We start from the raw sequence: 14,615 nt of genomic DNA, 5'->3' as shown, positions 1-14,615 counted from the left end.
CCAATAAAAATGCGACCCGGGGCAGCTGTCGCGCAGCCGCAATCCCGCTCGCCCATCCCAAATATCATTGACCGAACGGTTCGGTCAATATACTCAATATTCCCGGGCGTGACCCTACTGGTCCGAATCCTTTATTTAGGTTTCATGCTTGGACCTCGTTCCGAAAACCTTCCGAGACGCTGAACCAATGGTTGTAGCCGGTCGCGAACCTCTGCACGTCGTCCAAGAGGAGGACAGCTCCAAGCGCCGCCAGATCCTGGCTGGCGCCCGTAAGGTGTTCATGGACCTGGGTTTTGACGGGGCCAGCATGGGCGAGATCGCGCGGGCGGCCGGCGTCTCCAAAGGCACCCTTTACGTCTACTTCGCCGACAAGAGCGCGCTGTTCGAAGCGATCCTCGAGGAAGAGGCGCTGTTTCACGGCCAGGTCGTGTTCAATTTCGACCCCGCCCGCGATGCCGAGACCACGCTGAAGGATTTCGGCCAGGCCTATCTTCATCTGCTGTGCCGGCCGGGCGGCGGATCTGCGATCCGCACCGTGATGGCGATTGCCGAACGCATGCCCGACGTCGGCCGCCGCTATTATCTGCGCGTGCTGGACAAGACCATCAACCGGCTGTCGGAATATCTCAAAGCCCATGTCGCCTCCGGCGATCTCAAGATCGACGATTGCGACCTTGCGGCGTCGCAGTTCATGGAACTGTGCAAGGCTTCCCTCTTCCTGCCCTTCGTCTTCCAGGCCGCGCCCCCGCCGTCGGAAGAGCGCATAACGGAAGTGATCGACAGCGCGACGCGGATGTTCCTGGCCGCGTACAAGGCGAAGTGAGCGGAAGCGGGCCACGCGTTGCGCCTGCGGTTCGCGCCGCACTATATTGGGTGCCATGCCCCGTGATCTTCGCCCGCCGGTCGATATCCTGCATTACGAGATCGTCCAGGAGCAGGCCTCCGCGCTTGGACGAATGGGCCGCACGCTCGAACAGGCGCTCACGCGACTGCGCGAATTCGACGCCGCCCAGGAAACCTCGGGGTCGTCCTCGGAGACGCCAGCCGCGATGCAGCCGGCGCGGCGCAAGCTGGTGATGGAGGCCGGCCAGGCGCTATGGATGTTCGTCGTGCAACGCGAGGCGACGGGCCTGCGCGACAGCCGGCATATCATGCGGACCTACAACGTCCCGGCCGAGGTACAGCGCTGCATGGGGCTGGCGCCGCCGACGTCGAGGCCGACATCGAAGTGATGCACTAGCCCGGCAGAGCGTCTTCCATCTTGCGCCAGCCATGCAGGACCTGCCGCGTGTCGCACGTGAGGGCGAAGACATGGCCGCCGCCTGCGGGTTGATCGTGGGCGCGGTCGATGGCAAGGCCGGCATGATGGCAGAACAACAGCGTGCCGATGGCGCCGTGGCCGACGAAGAGAATATCGCCGGGCCGGCTGCGCGCCAGCACCGCATCGGCCTCGCGGACGATGCGCGCCTGTGCATCGATCGCGCGCTCCCAGCCGCGGACGCTGAGCTGCGGCTCCGCGAAAAACCGATCGGCGACCGCTTCGAACTCGGCCGGCTCCAGAAAGCCCGTCGCCGAGCGATCGTTCTCATGCATGGCCTCGCGGATCTCGATCATCAGGCCGAGCTTGCGAGCGATGATCTCCGCCGTCTCGATCGCCTTGCGCTCGCCGCTGGAGACGATCTGCGTGGTGTGCGCAAGCCAAGTGGCGCTCGCGATGGCCTCGGTCCGCGCGCGACCGACCGGGCTCAGGCCCCATTGCGGCACCGGCACGTCAGGGTCGATTTGCACCTGCGGATGGGTGAGATAGCGGACGATGTCGGTGGGCATCTCTGAAGTCGGATCTGGCTAGTCGTCCGAGAACTCGTCTTCCTCGTTGACCTTCTCGCGCTTGCTCTTGTGCGCGCCGAGCGCGCCGGTCACGTAGGGATCGCGATTGTTCGCATAGGGGCTGCGGCCACCTGCGCGCGCGGCCACCTCTTCGCCGGACACTGCGGCCGGCTGGCAGATCAGGCGGCGGCTGGCGCGGCGCATCAGATCGACGTGGATGTGATCGTAGTGATAGACGTTCGAGCCCGGTGCCAGCACGGTGGTGAAATGCGCGCAAGCGCCGGATTGGACGTCGCGCAGGAAGCCCTGCTCCTCGGGCAGGCCACGCCAACCATCCTTGACCGAGATGCGGCGACCGTCGGCGAGCACGAAGCCGGCGACATCGAGCGCATTGCCGAAGGCGTGCTCGGAGATATGGGCGTGCGGATTGCCGTTCATGCCGCGGCAGGAATAGGCGGAGATCTGCTTGATCTCGACCACGCGCTGGCCGAACCAGCGCATCGCCGACGGCTGCACGGTGTCGGCGAACCAGCGATCGAGCTCGGACACGATCGGACAGGCCAGCGTCGCCGTCGGCTTCACCGCGACCGGGCCGACCGCGGCAACGGGATTGCCCTGCGCGGGACCAAGCCGCGGCAGCGGCGGTTGCGCGGGCGCCTGCGAATACGGCGCCGGACCGGGCTGGCGCGCCGGATAGCTCGGCGCATTCATGTAGCGCGCCGCGCCTGCGGCATCGGTGCCGTCGGGCGGCAGGTCGATCTCATCGTCCTGCGGCGCCACGCCGGGCGCGCTGAGCGACACCGGACCGGACGCGGTGCCATAGCCGGCAGGCTGCCTCACCGCGCTTTCAGGATAGTTCGAGCGTTGCGGATAGCCGGGTGCCGGAGTGTTCGGTTGCGGCCGGCTCACCGGCCAGCGCGGCTGGTTGCCGATAGTGCCGGGCGGGCGCAGCTCCTCGTCGGCGAAGCCGTAGCTCGACGAGGCTTCGCCGATCGCCGCAACCTTCAGCGGAAATTCGGCGCCGCACGCGCCGGGGCCGGAGATCGGTTCGATCCGGACAATGTCCGCACTCTCTTTCACGGCGCCCGATTTCAGGCACGCCGCTTCGGCCTCGGCCCGCCACGGTTCACGTTCGGCCTGGAACAAGCCGCGTCCGCACCCCGCGAGCGATACAAGGACGATGGAGCCGACGAGATACAAACGAACTCCGCGCGTCATGCGCGGCAGGTTCGGTGAATTTACTTAAAGACTCTTCAACGTGTCGTTTTCAGCTTTCCTTAACCATCCGAGCTGCGTCTTGCTTCGTTCACGACCGCGCGCCCCACTGCCGCGACGTCGCGATCAACGGATCCGGCCGCGCCTCGATCCGGGTCCAGTCATTGCCGGAGCACCAGAAGCGGCCGAGTGCGCAGGCTTCGACGTAGAGCGTGCGGCGGCTCTTCAGCCTCATCGTCGCATAATAGGTATTGCCGCTGGAGCGGCTGTAGATGCTGCCGGTCCAGACGTCATGCGCTTTCGGCTTCATGTTGACCAGCACGCTCTCGCCGCGAGCGGACGTCTCGGTCAGTGCGAAACCGCACAGCGCGGGGCCGCAGCGTTCGATGCGCACCGTGCCCTTGGCACCGTCGCTCTCCCATTCGCCGAGCGGCAGATAGGCCTGCTCGTCGTCGCTTCGCGGCGCGACGTTTGCGGCCGGTTGGAGCCTGGGGTCCGGATTGGCGACCGGCGGCTCGGGCGGCGGCGGGGCGAGCGTCTTCGGTGGATCCAGGCGTGACAGCTCAAGGCGTGGCGGAGTGGGGCTCAGCGTCTCGAGCTGTGGCGCTGGTGGCGCGGCCGGCTGCGAGGTCGTGGCGGCAAGGACGAGGGCGGGTGGCGCGACGATCGTCGCTTGCGCCGGCCTGACGGGAGCAATTGGATAAACCGGTTGTGGCACCTGGACCACGGGCGCGGGCGGCGGGGCCGATGTCGTGCCGACAGCGTCGGTCGTCCACGAGGTTCGGCTTGAAACCGAAACACAAGACGTTGATCGGCAGTTGCGCGCGGCTTCGACGTGGAACCGGTGGCCGCCGATCGTGAAGGTGTACGAAGCAGCCCGTGCCGAGGGCACGATCGCCGTCCATGCGATCAATGGACCGAACAAAATCGCAAGCCGCTTCATCGACCTCTCCCTCCCAGTCGCGAGGAAGCTACGCGCAGAAGGACCGGCTGAATGTGCGCCGGCTCACCCAGGCCGCCGTTGTGAGGTCCATCACAGAAGGCGCCTCGGCATCGGCATAGGGTCGAACCACATCCGGTCCACGACCGACTTCAGTCCATCTCGGGACCCACGCCATTTCGGAGGTTGTCATGAACAAGCTCACCATCGCCGCCGCCGCTCTCTTGCTGGCGTCGACCGCCGCCGCGCATGCCGGCAATTCGCTGTCATTCGAGATCGAAGGCCAGCGCATTCGCATCGAGACGGCGCGCAACTGCGCCTCGCTCGATTGCGTCACCATTGTGGCGCCGGGCCTGTCGAACAAGCCGATCAGGCTGAACAACATCAATCTCAACGGCCTTGGCGGCTCCAAGAACGACGACGACCCCACGCCGCCTGCGACGACAGCACAACCGGCTCCGGTGCAGCAGCAGCCGGTCGCGCAGGCGCCCGTGCTCGCGCCCGCCCCGGCAGCCCCGACCGCCGCCGCTCCCGTCGCGCCGGCACCAATTGCCGCCGCGCCGTCCGTCGACACGACCACGGCGCCTGCGCCGGTTGCAGCGCCGACTCCAGTTGCCGCGCCCGCGCCCGTTGTCGCAGCGCCTGCCTATGCGCCGTCGCCGGCTCCCGCGCCTGTCGCGCCCGTGCAGGCCGCGACCACGCCGATCGGCGTGTGGGCCACCGAAGAGAACAAGGGCAATGTCCGCGTCGAACAATGCGGCGCCAATCTTTGCGGCTATGCCGAGAAGACCAATGAGCGGATCCTGATCAACATGAAGCCCGACGGCGCCAAGTGGAGCGGCCGCATCCACGACCCCGACTCCGGTCGCAATTACGACTCGACGATCGCGATGAAGGGTCCCAACGCGATGCGCGTGCAGGGCTGCGCCTTCGGCGGCATGTTCTGCGGCGGACAGACCTGGAAGCGTGTGAGCTGACACCGGAGGCATCGCGGCTGACAAGCCTTCTTGTTCTTATGATGGCGCCACGTCCCTGTTTCAGGGACGTGGCGTTTGAATGTCCGCCCGTCCCGTGCGACAGATGTTCATCCGCCATTCAGCAATCTCCGGCTGATATCGACCGATCTCGCCTCGCGTTCTCACCGGGACCTCATTCGTGGCATTGATGGTGGCTTGGCGCCGCTTCGTGTTTGCTTTGTCGCTGCTGGCGATGCCGCTGGCCGGCGCGTGCGCATCCGACACGATCGAGCTCGCCCAAGCCCAGCCGCAAGTCCAAGTACAACCGCAAGCACAGCCGCAAGCGCAGCCGACGCCCGCCCCCTCCCCCGCGCCATCGGCCTCGCCCGCGCCGGCCGCCGATGCACAACCCGCGACTGTGGAGCCGATCGGCAATGTTGCGACCGTCACGGGGATCGCGACCGTGATCCGCGACAAGAATTCGTATCCGCTGAAAGTGCGCGACGACATCTATCTCAACGACGTCGTGCAGACGTCATCGAGCTCCTCGCTTGGCATCACCTTCAACGATGCCACCACCTTCAACCTGTCCGCCAGCTCCAAGATCACCATCGACACTTACGTCTATGAAGACGGCGGCAAGCAGAATTCGGCGATCTTCGACATCGGCAAGGGCACGGTCGCCTTCGTCGCCGCAGCCGTGGCGAAGACCGGCGACATGAAGATCGCAACCCCGACTGCAACGCTCGGCATTCGCGGCACCACCGGCGTCGTCGACGTGCCCGAAAACGCGGCCGCGAGCAGCGCCGGCAACGTCAACATCAAGCTCTATCCCGACGCCGACGGCCGGGTCGGCCATATCGAGGTCAACGACCGCGCCAGCGGCACGCGGCTCGGCGCGCTGACGCAAGGATCGAGCGGCTTTGCGATCCGGCCGGGTGCGGCCGGTCCCGGCGGCATGCGCTTTGCCGCGGTGCCGATCACGATCCCGCCGCAGCAGATCGCGCGCGATCGCGGCTTCGTCAGCCAGGTGCACGCGGCGCAGGCCACCGGCCGCCAGATCGTCCTCGAGCAGCGCGACTTCCGCCGCGCCAATCCGGCAGCGGTGAGCCGCATTCCGCGACCGGCACAGGTGCCGCAGCAACAGCAATTGCGTCCGAATCCGGCTCCGGGCCAGCAGCAACCGCAGCGGCCGAACGGCCAGCCGGGTCAGAACAACCGTCCGGGCCAGCAGCCGCCGGGCACGCAGCCGCCACAGCGGCAAGGCCAGGGCGGCGCTCAACCCGGCGCGCCGCGCGCGGGCCAGGGTCCGCAGCGTCAGGGCCAGCAGGGGCCGACGCAGCCCGCCGGCCGGCCGCGCACCGGACAAGGCACCCAGCCCGGCACCGCGCCGCAGACGCCGCCGCGCCGCAGCGGACAACCTCCGCAAGCGCCGGGAGCCGTTGCGCCCCCGCCTGCCACGACACCGCAGCCGCAGCCGCCGCGCACCGGATTGCAGCCAGGTCAGCCCGCCACGCCGCCGACTGTCCAGCCGCAACAAGGCGCCGCACCGCGCCAGCCTGGCTTGCAGCAGCGCCTGCCCGGCGCACAACGCCCCGCCGCGCCGCGCCGACCCGCGCCGGCCTTGCCGCCAAAGGACAAGAAGAAGCGGTAGATTGGAGAATAGAGTAGGGTGGGCAAAGCGAAGCGTGCCCACCCATCTGTTGCGATCGAGAGAGGTGGTGGGCACGGCGCAAGAGCGCCTTTGCCCACCCTACGATTCCTGCGCTCGCAATGACAACGTGGAGAGATTGAACGTCCCAGCATCCGCAGCAACGCGCGGATGCACCTATCAGTGGGCGCGATGAGCAAACCTCACGCCTCGCCGCGTAGCCAGGCTCGCACCTTTTGCAACACGCCGTACCGCAGTTCGTCGACAGAAGCAGCCTCGGGCGGCGTCAATGACTGCAAGGCGGCATTGACCTCATCGGCCGCCAGAACTGGCGCCGGCTCGGGCACGGGTGACGGCGCAAGCCCCGCCGCCGCGATCGCGATCGGACCGACCTGGGTGAGGAAGGCGCGCTCATATTCGCGCGACAGCCGCGCGAGCGCGTCATCCAATGTCAGCCAGTCGACCGCCTTGATGTCGCTCATCAGCTTGCGAACGGGACCGCCCTCGGCCTCCATCCGCCAGAAATGCACGGCTTTCGAGCGGCCTCCCGACTGGTACACGAGCGTGCCCAGGAATTCGTGCACGACGACATCGTGGCCGGTCTCTTCCAGCACCTCGCGATGCGCGGCCTCCTTCGGCGTCTCGCCGTCGTCGAGCTTGCCCTTGGGCAAGACCCATTCATTGCGCTTGCGCTGGCGCACGATGGCGATCAGCGGCGCATCGCCACGCCGCAGCACAATACCACCCGCCGCCATCACCGGCGCCCGCGCCATCGCAAATCCTGTCGTATCCTCGATTCGTCCCCGCGAATGATATAGGCGCCCGACGGGGCGGAATGAAGACTACGTCCTGCGAAGGAGTGCTTGACCTGCACGAACGCGCGTGCCCTCGGCGACGCCGTCGCAGAACGAAAAGTCGCCCGGCGCAAGGATGATGATGGTCGAGCCGTGCTCGAACCAGCCGAGCTCCTCGCCCTTGCTGACGTTGACGTCGCAGGGGAAATTGACCGGCCCCCGCGTCTGCGCATTCAGCACCATGTCGAGGAAATGCAGGCGGATGCTGGCGACCAGGATGGCGGCCACCGGCACCAGCGTCACCGCCTCGCCGGTCGACAAATGCGTCCGGATCACGGCCCGCTCGTTCTTGCAGAACAGCCGCTCTACCCGCTTCAGCGCGATCGGGTTGACGTTCCAGACGTCGCCATGGATCAGCGTCACCCGCTCGATATGCGCATCATAGGGCGCGTGGAAGCGGTGATACATGCTCGAGGTCAGCCGCAGCGTGACAAAGCTGCCGTTGCGGTGCTGCTCGACCAGCGCCGGATCGCCAAGCAGGTCGAGCAGCGAATAGGGCGCGCCCTTGACCTGGAACAGCTCGGTATCCGCGATCCGGCCATGCGCGCCGACGATGCCGTCCGAGGGACTTGCGACCAGGGAAGGATCGGGATCAAACGGACGCAGGCCCGGCTTCAGCTCACGCGTGAAGCAATCGTGCAGGCTCGTGAAATGCGTCTTGCGCGCCTCCGACAGATCGAGGTCGGAGAACAGCTTCCACAGCGCGATGGAGAAATCCCGCACCAGCGGATTTTCGATCTTGGAGAACCAGCCCATGAAGCGGGTCAGCGCCGCGCGGGGGATGCGGTTGGTCAGCAGGAAGTTGAGGTCTTCCTGCTGGGTGAAAGAGGCGATGAGGGCTTTGACTGTCATGAATCTGTCAGCTCACAGTATTAGCGCTTGTTGTCATGGAAACGACACTCCCGATTCTCTCGATGTCCGTGGCCGCCGCAGCGTCCGCTGCCGCCGTCCTTCCGAAGATCAAGGCGCGGGTCGAATTGTCCCGCGCCAAGCACCGCTCGCTCGCCGGGCACTCCAAGATGTCGCGCCGGGTGGCCAAGCTGCTGCCCTTCTACGAATTCGAAGGCGACAAATATTTCGGCTGCGACGGCGCGCCTGACGTCGTGGTGAAGCAGCGCAAGGAGGCCTTCTTCCGCCTCGCTGGCATCTACGCCGAGCGCTACCCCAAGGGGCGCGCGATGACGAAGGAGGCGGCCGAGACGATCTCGGACCTCAACTTCACCGAAAGCTATCGCGTGCCGTTCCAGTTCTCGCGGCTCGTGCGCGAGCATCTGGGCACCTCGACCTTCATGGAATCCTCGAGCGGCGTCACCGTCACCGATGTCGACGGCAACACCTCCTACGACCTCACCGGATCCTACGGCGTCAACATCTTCGGCAACGATTTCTACAAGGAGTGCATCGAGGGCTCCGAGAAGCGCGCCCATGCGCTTGGCCCCGTGCTCGGCCCCTACCACCCCGTCATCCTGCAGAACGTGCAGCGGCTCTGCCAGATCTCGGGCCTTGACGAAGTCTCGTTCCACATGTCCGGCACCGAAGCCGTGATGCAGGCCGTGCGGCTGGCGCGCTACCACACCAAGCGCACCCATCTGGTTCGTTTCGCCGGCGCCTATCACGGCTGGTGGGGCGACGTGCAGCCCGGCGTCGGCAATCCCATTGCCGCGCACGAGACCTACACCCTCTCCGAGATGTCCGAGAAGACGCTGCATGTGCTGCGCACGCGCAAGGACATCGCCTGCGTGCTGGTCAATCCGCTGCAGGGGCTGCATCCGAACGTCAACGCGCCCGGCGATTCCTCGCTGGTGGACTCGTCCCGTGGCGGCAATTTCGATCGCGCCGCCTACACCGAATGGCTGAAGAAGCTGCGCGAGGTCTGCACCGAGCGTGGCATTGTCTTGATCTTCGACGAGGTCTTCGTCGGCTTCCGTCTCGCTGCCGGCGGCGCCCAGGAATATTTCGGCGTCAAGGCCGACATGGTGACCTACGGCAAGAGCCTCGCCGGCGGTCTGCCGGTCGGCGTGGTCTGCGGCAAGAAGGACTTGATGCGCCGCTTCCGCGACGATCGTCCCGCCGACATCTGCTTTGCCCGCGGCACCTTCAACTCGCATCCCTACGTCATGACGGCGATGGACGAGTTTTTGAGCCGCCTCGCCTCGCCGAACTTCCGCGCCATCTATGACGGTCTGGATGCGACCTGGAACGGCCGCGTCGCAAAGCTCAACAAGATGATGACCGACGCCGAACTGCCGGTGCAGTTCGCCAATTTCTCGTCGATCTGGACGGTGAAATACACCACCCCGTCGCGCTACAATTGGATGCTGCAATATTACCTGCGCGCCGAGGGTCTGGCGCTGAGCTGGGTCGGCACCGGCCGATTGATCTTCAGCCTCAACTACACCGACGCCGATTTCGCTGAAGTCGCCGACCGCTTCGTCCGCGCCGCCGAGAAGATGAAGGCCGATGGCTTCTGGTGGCACGATGGCGCGCTCACCAACAAGACCATCAAGCGGCAGATCCTGAAAGAGATGCTGGCCAAGCGCTTCGGGCGCTGAGGCCAACGCTCCAACCGCATTCGCCGTCATTCCGGGGCGAGCTCTCTCCTCCCCCTCTCCCCGCTCTTGTCCGCCGAAGCCTTGGCGAAGGCGGATGCGGAGTCGCGACGAGCTTCGCTCGCGCTGAGAGGGTTGGGGTGAGGGGGACTCTCCGCGTGCGCGGCGAGAGTTGGCGCACACATCACTAGCCGCGCCCCCGCGGAGACTCCCCCTCACCCGGACCGCATCTACGATGAGCTCCGGCCTCTCCCCGCACGCGGGGAGAGGCGAAAGAAGGATGCCCGGCACGAGGCCGGGCATGACGTCACCATCAGACATCGGAGTGTAAGGTGCGAACAGCGCGCTCAGGCGTGCTGCTCTTCGAGCACGGGCTCGGAGATTAGGCCCAGCGTGTGCTCGGGGTTAAGGTGCAAGCCGGGGTCCATCAACTCGCCGCGCATCAAAGCGAGCGGAGCGCCGCGATAGAGCATCAGGTCGTGGAAGGGGTCGGTCAGGATCTTGGTCATCCAGACGAGACCGGTCTCGACGTCGCGGATGAAGAACAGGTGCACGGTGCGGAACAGAAGGCCGCCGCCGCCGACCACCAGCCAGATCTTGGCAACCTGGCGCACAAAGTCGGTTGCATTGGCCCAGGGGGTGAACAGGCCGAACAGAGTGGGATCGACGAACAGCACCAGCGGCGAGAACGCCCAGATCGCCATCAGCACGACCTTGCGCTGCAGGTTGTAGCCGACCTTGATCTCTTCCTTGTACTCGTGCGTCGCTTGGTTGATGTGATCGTAATCATGCGGCTCGAAGAAGAAGTGACCGGCCTGGCGCGAGGTCATCGAGACCAGCCAGCCGACCAGCGCCGAGATCATGGGATCGACGAACAGCCAGACATAGGCGAAGAGAAAGCTCAGCGCGCTGACGAAGTGCAGGCTCTGATTGATGCGGCTGTGGTGATAATAACGATGGTCGTCCCAGCGCTGGATCCGCAGCTGCTCGAGGTAGTTCTTGATCATGCTCTCCCCCAAAATGCTTCGGGTTCAGGATTTACAGAGATTCGATGTCCGCCGTGTGACATCATCATTTTGTCATATGACGATGTGCAGCGACGCGGTGACGCACGCAAACGCGTGAGCGGCGGACTGAGCCGCCGCTCCAACGGCCTGCTCAGGCCGCCTTGGCGATGTCGACCTTGCGGAAGCGCACCAGCGAGAAATGGCCGAGCGGCGGAATCAGGCGGCGCTCGGCGAGCTCCATGCCCTTGGCGCCGGCGAGCCATTTGGCATAGCGCGACCAGGCGAACTCGGCGGTGCGGAAGCCGAGCGGACGCACCACCGGCTGCAGCTTCTGCTCGATGAAGCGGCGCATGCCGGTGTCGGCGCTGACGCGGGTAAGGATGATCAGCTCGCCGCCCGGCCGCAGCACGCGGGCGAACTCGTCCAGCGCCTTCTCCGGGTTCGGCACGGCGGTGACGACATATTGTGCCATCACCACATCGAAGGAATTGTCGGGGAATTCGAGCTTCTCCGCATCCATCACCGCGAGGCCCTCGACGTTCTTCAGATTGCCTTCCTTGACGCGGCGGCGGGCCTTGTCGAGCATCGCGTCCGAAATGTCGGTGCCGAAGATGCGCAGGTTCGGCGCATAGAGCGGCAGCGAGATGCCGGTACCGACGCCGACTTCGAGCACGCGCCCGCCGATCTTGTTGGTGGCTGCGATCGCGGCCGCGCGGCCCTTGGCGAACACGCCCCCGAACACGAGATCGTAGACGGGCGCCCAGCGGTCATAGGCCTGCTCGACCGAGCCACGGGTGAGGTCGAGCTGCTGGGTGCCGTCAAGGTTCATGATCTTAGCCATCGATGAGGTTCTCGCTGTGGGTCAAAGTGTGATCAGCCGCGCACCGGTCGCCGCGCCATGCGAGGCGAAGCGCGAAGGATGCGGCTGGGCTGGAGGGAGGTGAGATTGCCGACAAACTGGCGCGCGCTGTTCTCCCAGGAGCGCTCCAGCGCGAAGTTACGGCAGGTCTCGCGCGACATCGTGAGCGCACGCAGGCAGGCGGCGCGCAGATCGTTGTCGATCGCGCCGATCGGATGATCGGCGATGACGTCCTTCGGACCGGTCACCGGAAACGCCGCAACCGGCGTGCCGCAGGCGAGCGCCTCCAACTGCACCACGCCGAACGTGTCGGTGAGGCTCGGGAACACGAAGACGTCGGCGGCGGCGAGATGCGCGGTCAGATCCGCGCCCTTCTTCTCGCCAAGGAAGACGACATCGGGGTATTTCTTCTCGAGCGCCGCCTTCTGCGGACCGTCGCCGACGACGACCTTGGTGCCGGGCAGATCGAGCGAGAGGAACGCTTCGAGGTTCTTCTCCACGGCCACCCGGCCCATGGTCATGAAGATCGGACGCGGCAGATCGAGCGTCGCGGGACTGTCGGGATGGAACAACTCGGTGTCGACGCCGCGCCCCCAGAAGCCGAGCCGCTTGAAGCCGCGCGCCGAAAGCTCCTGCCGCAGCGACGGCGTCGCCACCATGGTCATGGCGGCGGCATCGTGGAAGTGGCGCAGCACGGCATAGCCGACGGCATCGGGGATGCCGGTCCGGACCGAGACGTATTCCGGAAAGCGCGTCGTGTAGGAGGTGGTGAAAGCAAGGCGGTTGCGGCGGCAATAGGCCCGCGCGGCCCAGCCGATCGGGCCTTCGGTGGCGATGTGGAGGGCTTCAGGTGCGCACTTCTCGATCCGCCGCGCGATCTCCTTGCCGCTCGGCAGCGCAATGCGAATGCCCGGATAGGTCGGCAGCGGCCAGGACCTGAAGCCGTCGGGCGTCAGGAAGTCGATCTCGACATCGAGCGCCTTGGCGGCGGCCGCCAGCGAGGTCAGCGTCCGGACCACACCGTTAACCTGCGGATGCCAGGCGTCAGTCGCGATTAATACCCGCATGGGGAAATTCCGAGAGTTTGATGATTCTCGGCTGTGGACCATCAACCACGGATATTTCAGGCGTGTGACGTCACAGAAGTGTCGGCCCGCTGTTTTGTTTGTTAACGGACGCGACCGGCCACGAAACTGTCATGAAACAATCCTTGCCGGGATGAAACCGTTTTCGGTTTTCCGAGCAAACGTCCCGAAACTTCTTTCCGCTAGGAGTTTAGGCAACGGAGCACCGAAACGGTGCCGGGGTGACCTAAGAAACACCGAGCAAACAGGGGCGACCAATGTTCAATCTGGACACGTTCAAGACGTTTTCGCGCGCCGCCGCTGTCGGTGCCGTGGCAGTTGCTGCAATCGCATGTGCCGGCCCGGCCAAGGCTGCGCCCGTGCAGCTCTTTCCGTTCTTCCAGCCGCTGCCGACGATGACCGCGCCGCAGCCGATTCAGCCGTACCAGCCCTATTCTGCGCCGACCTATCAGACCGCGCCGTCGGAGGATCAGGACGCGGTCGAGACGCCGGCCCGCTTCCGCCGCCAGACCGTTTCCTATGCGACGCGCGAAGCGCCGGGCACCATCATCATCGATACGCCGAATACCTATCTCTATTACGTGCTCGGCAACGGTCAGGCGATTCGCTACGGCATCGGCGTCGGCCGCGACGGCTTCACCTGGTCGGGCACGCAGTCGGTGACCAAGAAGGCCGAGTGGCCGGACTGGACCCCGCCGCCGGAAATGATCCAGCGCCAACCCTATCTGCCGCGCCACATGGCCGGCGGCCCCGGCAACCCGCTCGGCGCGCGCGCCATGTATCTCGGCGGCACCGTCTACCGCATCCACGGCACCAACGCCCCCGATACGATCGGCAAGCACGTCTCGTCCGGCTGCATCCGCCTGACCAATGACGACGTCTCCGACCTCTACTCACGCGTCAGCGTCGGCACCAAGGTGATCGTGCTGCCGATGACCGAGCGCCGCGCCGAACTTCGGTAACGCGAGGTACACATTGAAGACAAAGGCCCCGGTCTCGCCGGGTCCTTTTCGTTTCTTGGAGGCGACAGGGTTCAGCCCAAGACGCGATCGACCATCTGGCCGGACAGGCCGAGATAATTGGCTGGATCGCAATGGCGGCGGATGGCATCGAGGCCGCCGAGCGCGGTGACGATCTCGGGGACGCCGGACAGGATCTCGGCGAGATCGCCACCCTGCTCGATCGCCTTGCGGCAGGCATCGTACACGACGTCATGTGCGTGTTGCCGCCCGAGCTTCGGCGCCGCCGCCATCATCACGGCTTCGGCGACGATCAGACCATGGGTCAGGCCGAGATTGGTGCGCATGCGGCTCTCATGCACGACGAGGCCGGCCAGCATGAATTTCGCGTTCGCGAGCGAGGACGCCGTAAGCAGAAAGCTCTCCGGCAGCGACACCCATTCCAGATGCCACGGACCGGTGGCACGCTCGAAATCGTGGATCATGCCGTCGAGCATGGTGGCGACGTGCTGGCGCACGGCCTTTGCCGCGGCGAGCATCAGTTCGCTGGAGATCGGGTTGCGCTTCTGCGGCATGGTCGAGGACGCGCCGCGGCCATGAACGAAGGGTTCGGACAGTTCGCCGAACTCGGTCGCGCACATCAGCATGACGTCGGTGGCGATCTTGCCGAGCGTTCCGGTGATGAGGCCGAGCAGCGTCACCGCCTCCGCAAT

At 65.7% G+C, this 14,615-nt stretch carries 15 protein-coding genes; 6 read left to right on the top strand and 9 right to left on the bottom strand.

The annotated features are described in order from the left end of the window. Nucleotides 1–187 precede the first annotated feature (187 nt). Both G8O24_RS37635 and G8O24_RS37630 read left to right on the top strand, forming a co-directional pair. Nucleotides 188–823: a TetR/AcrR family transcriptional regulator gene (locus G8O24_RS37635; protein ID WP_188107568.1), complete on the top strand. Its 636-nt coding sequence runs from the start codon at nt 188–190 to the stop codon at nt 821–823. 55 nt (nt 824–878) lie between these two features. After that, nucleotides 879–1,232: a DUF6665 family protein gene (locus G8O24_RS37630; RefSeq protein WP_188107567.1), complete on the top strand. Its 354-nt coding sequence runs from the start codon at nt 879–881 to the stop codon at nt 1,230–1,232. A gap of 4 nt (nt 1,233–1,236) precedes the next feature. On the opposite strand, the gene G8O24_RS37625 is transcribed toward G8O24_RS37630, so the two are convergent. The 3 genes from G8O24_RS37625 to G8O24_RS37615 form a co-directional block, all read right to left on the bottom strand. Continuing rightward, nucleotides 1,237–1,827 (bottom strand): histidine phosphatase family protein, encoded by a 591-nt coding sequence (locus G8O24_RS37625; protein ID WP_188107566.1) that lies wholly within the window; start codon nt 1,825–1,827, stop codon nt 1,237–1,239. Nucleotides 1,828–1,845: 18 nt separating this feature from the next. Continuing rightward, nucleotides 1,846–3,045 (bottom strand): extensin family protein, encoded by a 1,200-nt coding sequence (locus G8O24_RS37620; RefSeq protein ID WP_188107565.1) that lies wholly within the window; start codon nt 3,043–3,045, stop codon nt 1,846–1,848. Between the two features lie 88 nt (nt 3,046–3,133). Continuing rightward, complete coding sequence (locus tag G8O24_RS37615) at nt 3,134–3,985, bottom strand: DUF2147 domain-containing protein (RefSeq protein WP_188107564.1); 852 nt, start codon at nt 3,983–3,985, stop codon at nt 3,134–3,136. Between the two features lie 188 nt (nt 3,986–4,173). Here G8O24_RS37615 and G8O24_RS37610 point away from each other — a divergent pair, with 188 nt between their 5' ends. Both G8O24_RS37610 and G8O24_RS37605 read left to right on the top strand, forming a co-directional pair. Further along, a complete protein-coding gene (locus G8O24_RS37610; RefSeq protein ID WP_188107563.1) occupies nt 4,174–4,959 on the top strand; it encodes a DUF2147 domain-containing protein in 786 nt (261 codons plus the stop codon). A 187-nt stretch (nt 4,960–5,146) separates the two neighbouring features. Continuing rightward, nucleotides 5,147–6,592 (top strand): FecR domain-containing protein, encoded by a 1,446-nt coding sequence (locus tag G8O24_RS37605; RefSeq protein WP_188107585.1) that lies wholly within the window; start codon nt 5,147–5,149, stop codon nt 6,590–6,592. A 200-nt stretch (nt 6,593–6,792) separates the two neighbouring features. Here G8O24_RS37605 and G8O24_RS37600 read toward each other — a convergent pair whose 3' ends face one another. Both G8O24_RS37600 and asd read right to left on the bottom strand, forming a co-directional pair. Then, nucleotides 6,793–7,362, bottom strand: a complete 570-nt coding sequence (locus G8O24_RS37600; protein WP_188107562.1) for an NUDIX hydrolase — start codon at nt 7,360–7,362, stop codon at nt 6,793–6,795. Nucleotides 7,363–7,431: 69 nt separating this feature from the next. After that, the gene (asd, locus tag G8O24_RS37595; protein ID WP_188107561.1) at nt 7,432–8,295 is read right to left on the bottom strand and encodes an archaetidylserine decarboxylase; all 864 of its coding nucleotides are present in this window, start codon (nt 8,293–8,295) and stop codon (nt 7,432–7,434) included. 35 nt (nt 8,296–8,330) lie between these two features. Here asd and G8O24_RS37590 point away from each other — a divergent pair, with 35 nt between their 5' ends. Continuing rightward, a complete protein-coding gene (locus G8O24_RS37590; protein WP_188107560.1) occupies nt 8,331–9,995 on the top strand; it encodes an aminotransferase class III-fold pyridoxal phosphate-dependent enzyme in 1,665 nt (554 codons plus the stop codon). Between the two features lie 344 nt (nt 9,996–10,339). On the opposite strand, the gene G8O24_RS37585 is transcribed toward G8O24_RS37590, so the two are convergent. The 3 genes from G8O24_RS37585 to G8O24_RS37575 all read right to left on the bottom strand — a co-directional run bounded on the left by G8O24_RS37585 (nt 10,340) and on the right by G8O24_RS37575 (nt 12,925). Continuing rightward, entirely contained in the window at nt 10,340–10,999 is a 660-nt protein-coding gene (locus G8O24_RS37585; RefSeq protein WP_188107559.1) for a hypothetical protein, read from the bottom strand. A 151-nt stretch (nt 11,000–11,150) separates the two neighbouring features. Continuing rightward, nucleotides 11,151–11,840, bottom strand: a complete 690-nt coding sequence (locus tag G8O24_RS37580) for a class I SAM-dependent methyltransferase (protein WP_188107558.1) — start codon at nt 11,838–11,840, stop codon at nt 11,151–11,153. A 32-nt stretch (nt 11,841–11,872) separates the two neighbouring features. Continuing rightward, nucleotides 11,873–12,925, bottom strand: coding sequence for a glycosyltransferase family 4 protein (locus tag G8O24_RS37575; RefSeq protein WP_188107557.1), 1,053 nt, complete (start codon nt 12,923–12,925; stop codon nt 11,873–11,875). Nucleotides 12,926–13,200: 275 nt separating this feature from the next. On the opposite strand from G8O24_RS37575, the gene G8O24_RS37570 reads away from it, so the two are divergent. Further along, nucleotides 13,201–13,905 (top strand): L,D-transpeptidase, encoded by a 705-nt coding sequence (locus G8O24_RS37570; protein WP_188107556.1) that lies wholly within the window; start codon nt 13,201–13,203, stop codon nt 13,903–13,905. 71 nt (nt 13,906–13,976) lie between these two features. Here the strand turns inward: G8O24_RS37570 and G8O24_RS37565 are convergent. Further along, nucleotides 13,977–14,615, bottom strand: a 639-nt coding sequence (locus tag G8O24_RS37565) for a lyase family protein (protein ID WP_244646258.1), incomplete at its 5' end; no start/stop codon positions are given.

Source organism: Bradyrhizobium campsiandrae, assembly GCF_014529705.1.
Lineage (GTDB): Bacteria > Pseudomonadota > Alphaproteobacteria > Rhizobiales > Xanthobacteraceae > Bradyrhizobium > Bradyrhizobium campsiandrae.
This window is presented reverse-complemented; position numbering and strand designations above follow the sequence as displayed.

Excerpts from the sequence above, each read along its gene's own strand:
- G8O24_RS37620 (WP_188107565.1), bottom strand. The coding sequence starts at position 3,045 with ATGACGCGCGGAGTTCGTTTGTATCTCGTCGGCTCCATCGTCCTTGTA.
- asd (WP_188107561.1), bottom strand. The coding sequence starts at position 8,295 with ATGACAGTCAAAGCCCTCATCGCCTCTTTCACCCAGCAGGAAGACCTC.
- G8O24_RS37625 (WP_188107566.1), bottom strand. The coding sequence starts at position 1,827 with ATGCCCACCGACATCGTCCGCTATCTCACCCATCCGCAGGTGCAAATC.
- G8O24_RS37615 (WP_188107564.1), bottom strand. The coding sequence starts at position 3,985 with ATGAAGCGGCTTGCGATTTTGTTCGGTCCATTGATCGCATGGACGGCG.
- G8O24_RS37630 (WP_188107567.1), top strand. The coding sequence starts at position 879 with ATGCCCCGTGATCTTCGCCCGCCGGTCGATATCCTGCATTACGAGATC.
- G8O24_RS37605 (WP_188107585.1), top strand. The coding sequence starts at position 5,147 with ATGGTGGCTTGGCGCCGCTTCGTGTTTGCTTTGTCGCTGCTGGCGATG.
- G8O24_RS37590 (WP_188107560.1), top strand. The coding sequence starts at position 8,331 with ATGGAAACGACACTCCCGATTCTCTCGATGTCCGTGGCCGCCGCAGCG.
- G8O24_RS37570 (WP_188107556.1), top strand. The coding sequence starts at position 13,201 with ATGTTCAATCTGGACACGTTCAAGACGTTTTCGCGCGCCGCCGCTGTC.
- G8O24_RS37610 (WP_188107563.1), top strand. The coding sequence starts at position 4,174 with ATGAACAAGCTCACCATCGCCGCCGCCGCTCTCTTGCTGGCGTCGACC.
- G8O24_RS37600 (WP_188107562.1), bottom strand. The coding sequence starts at position 7,362 with ATGGCGCGGGCGCCGGTGATGGCGGCGGGTGGTATTGTGCTGCGGCGT.
- G8O24_RS37585 (WP_188107559.1), bottom strand. The coding sequence starts at position 10,999 with ATGATCAAGAACTACCTCGAGCAGCTGCGGATCCAGCGCTGGGACGAC.
- G8O24_RS37575 (WP_188107557.1), bottom strand. The coding sequence starts at position 12,925 with ATGCGGGTATTAATCGCGACTGACGCCTGGCATCCGCAGGTTAACGGT.
- G8O24_RS37635 (WP_188107568.1), top strand. The coding sequence starts at position 188 with ATGGTTGTAGCCGGTCGCGAACCTCTGCACGTCGTCCAAGAGGAGGAC.
- G8O24_RS37580 (WP_188107558.1), bottom strand. The coding sequence starts at position 11,840 with ATGGCTAAGATCATGAACCTTGACGGCACCCAGCAGCTCGACCTCACC.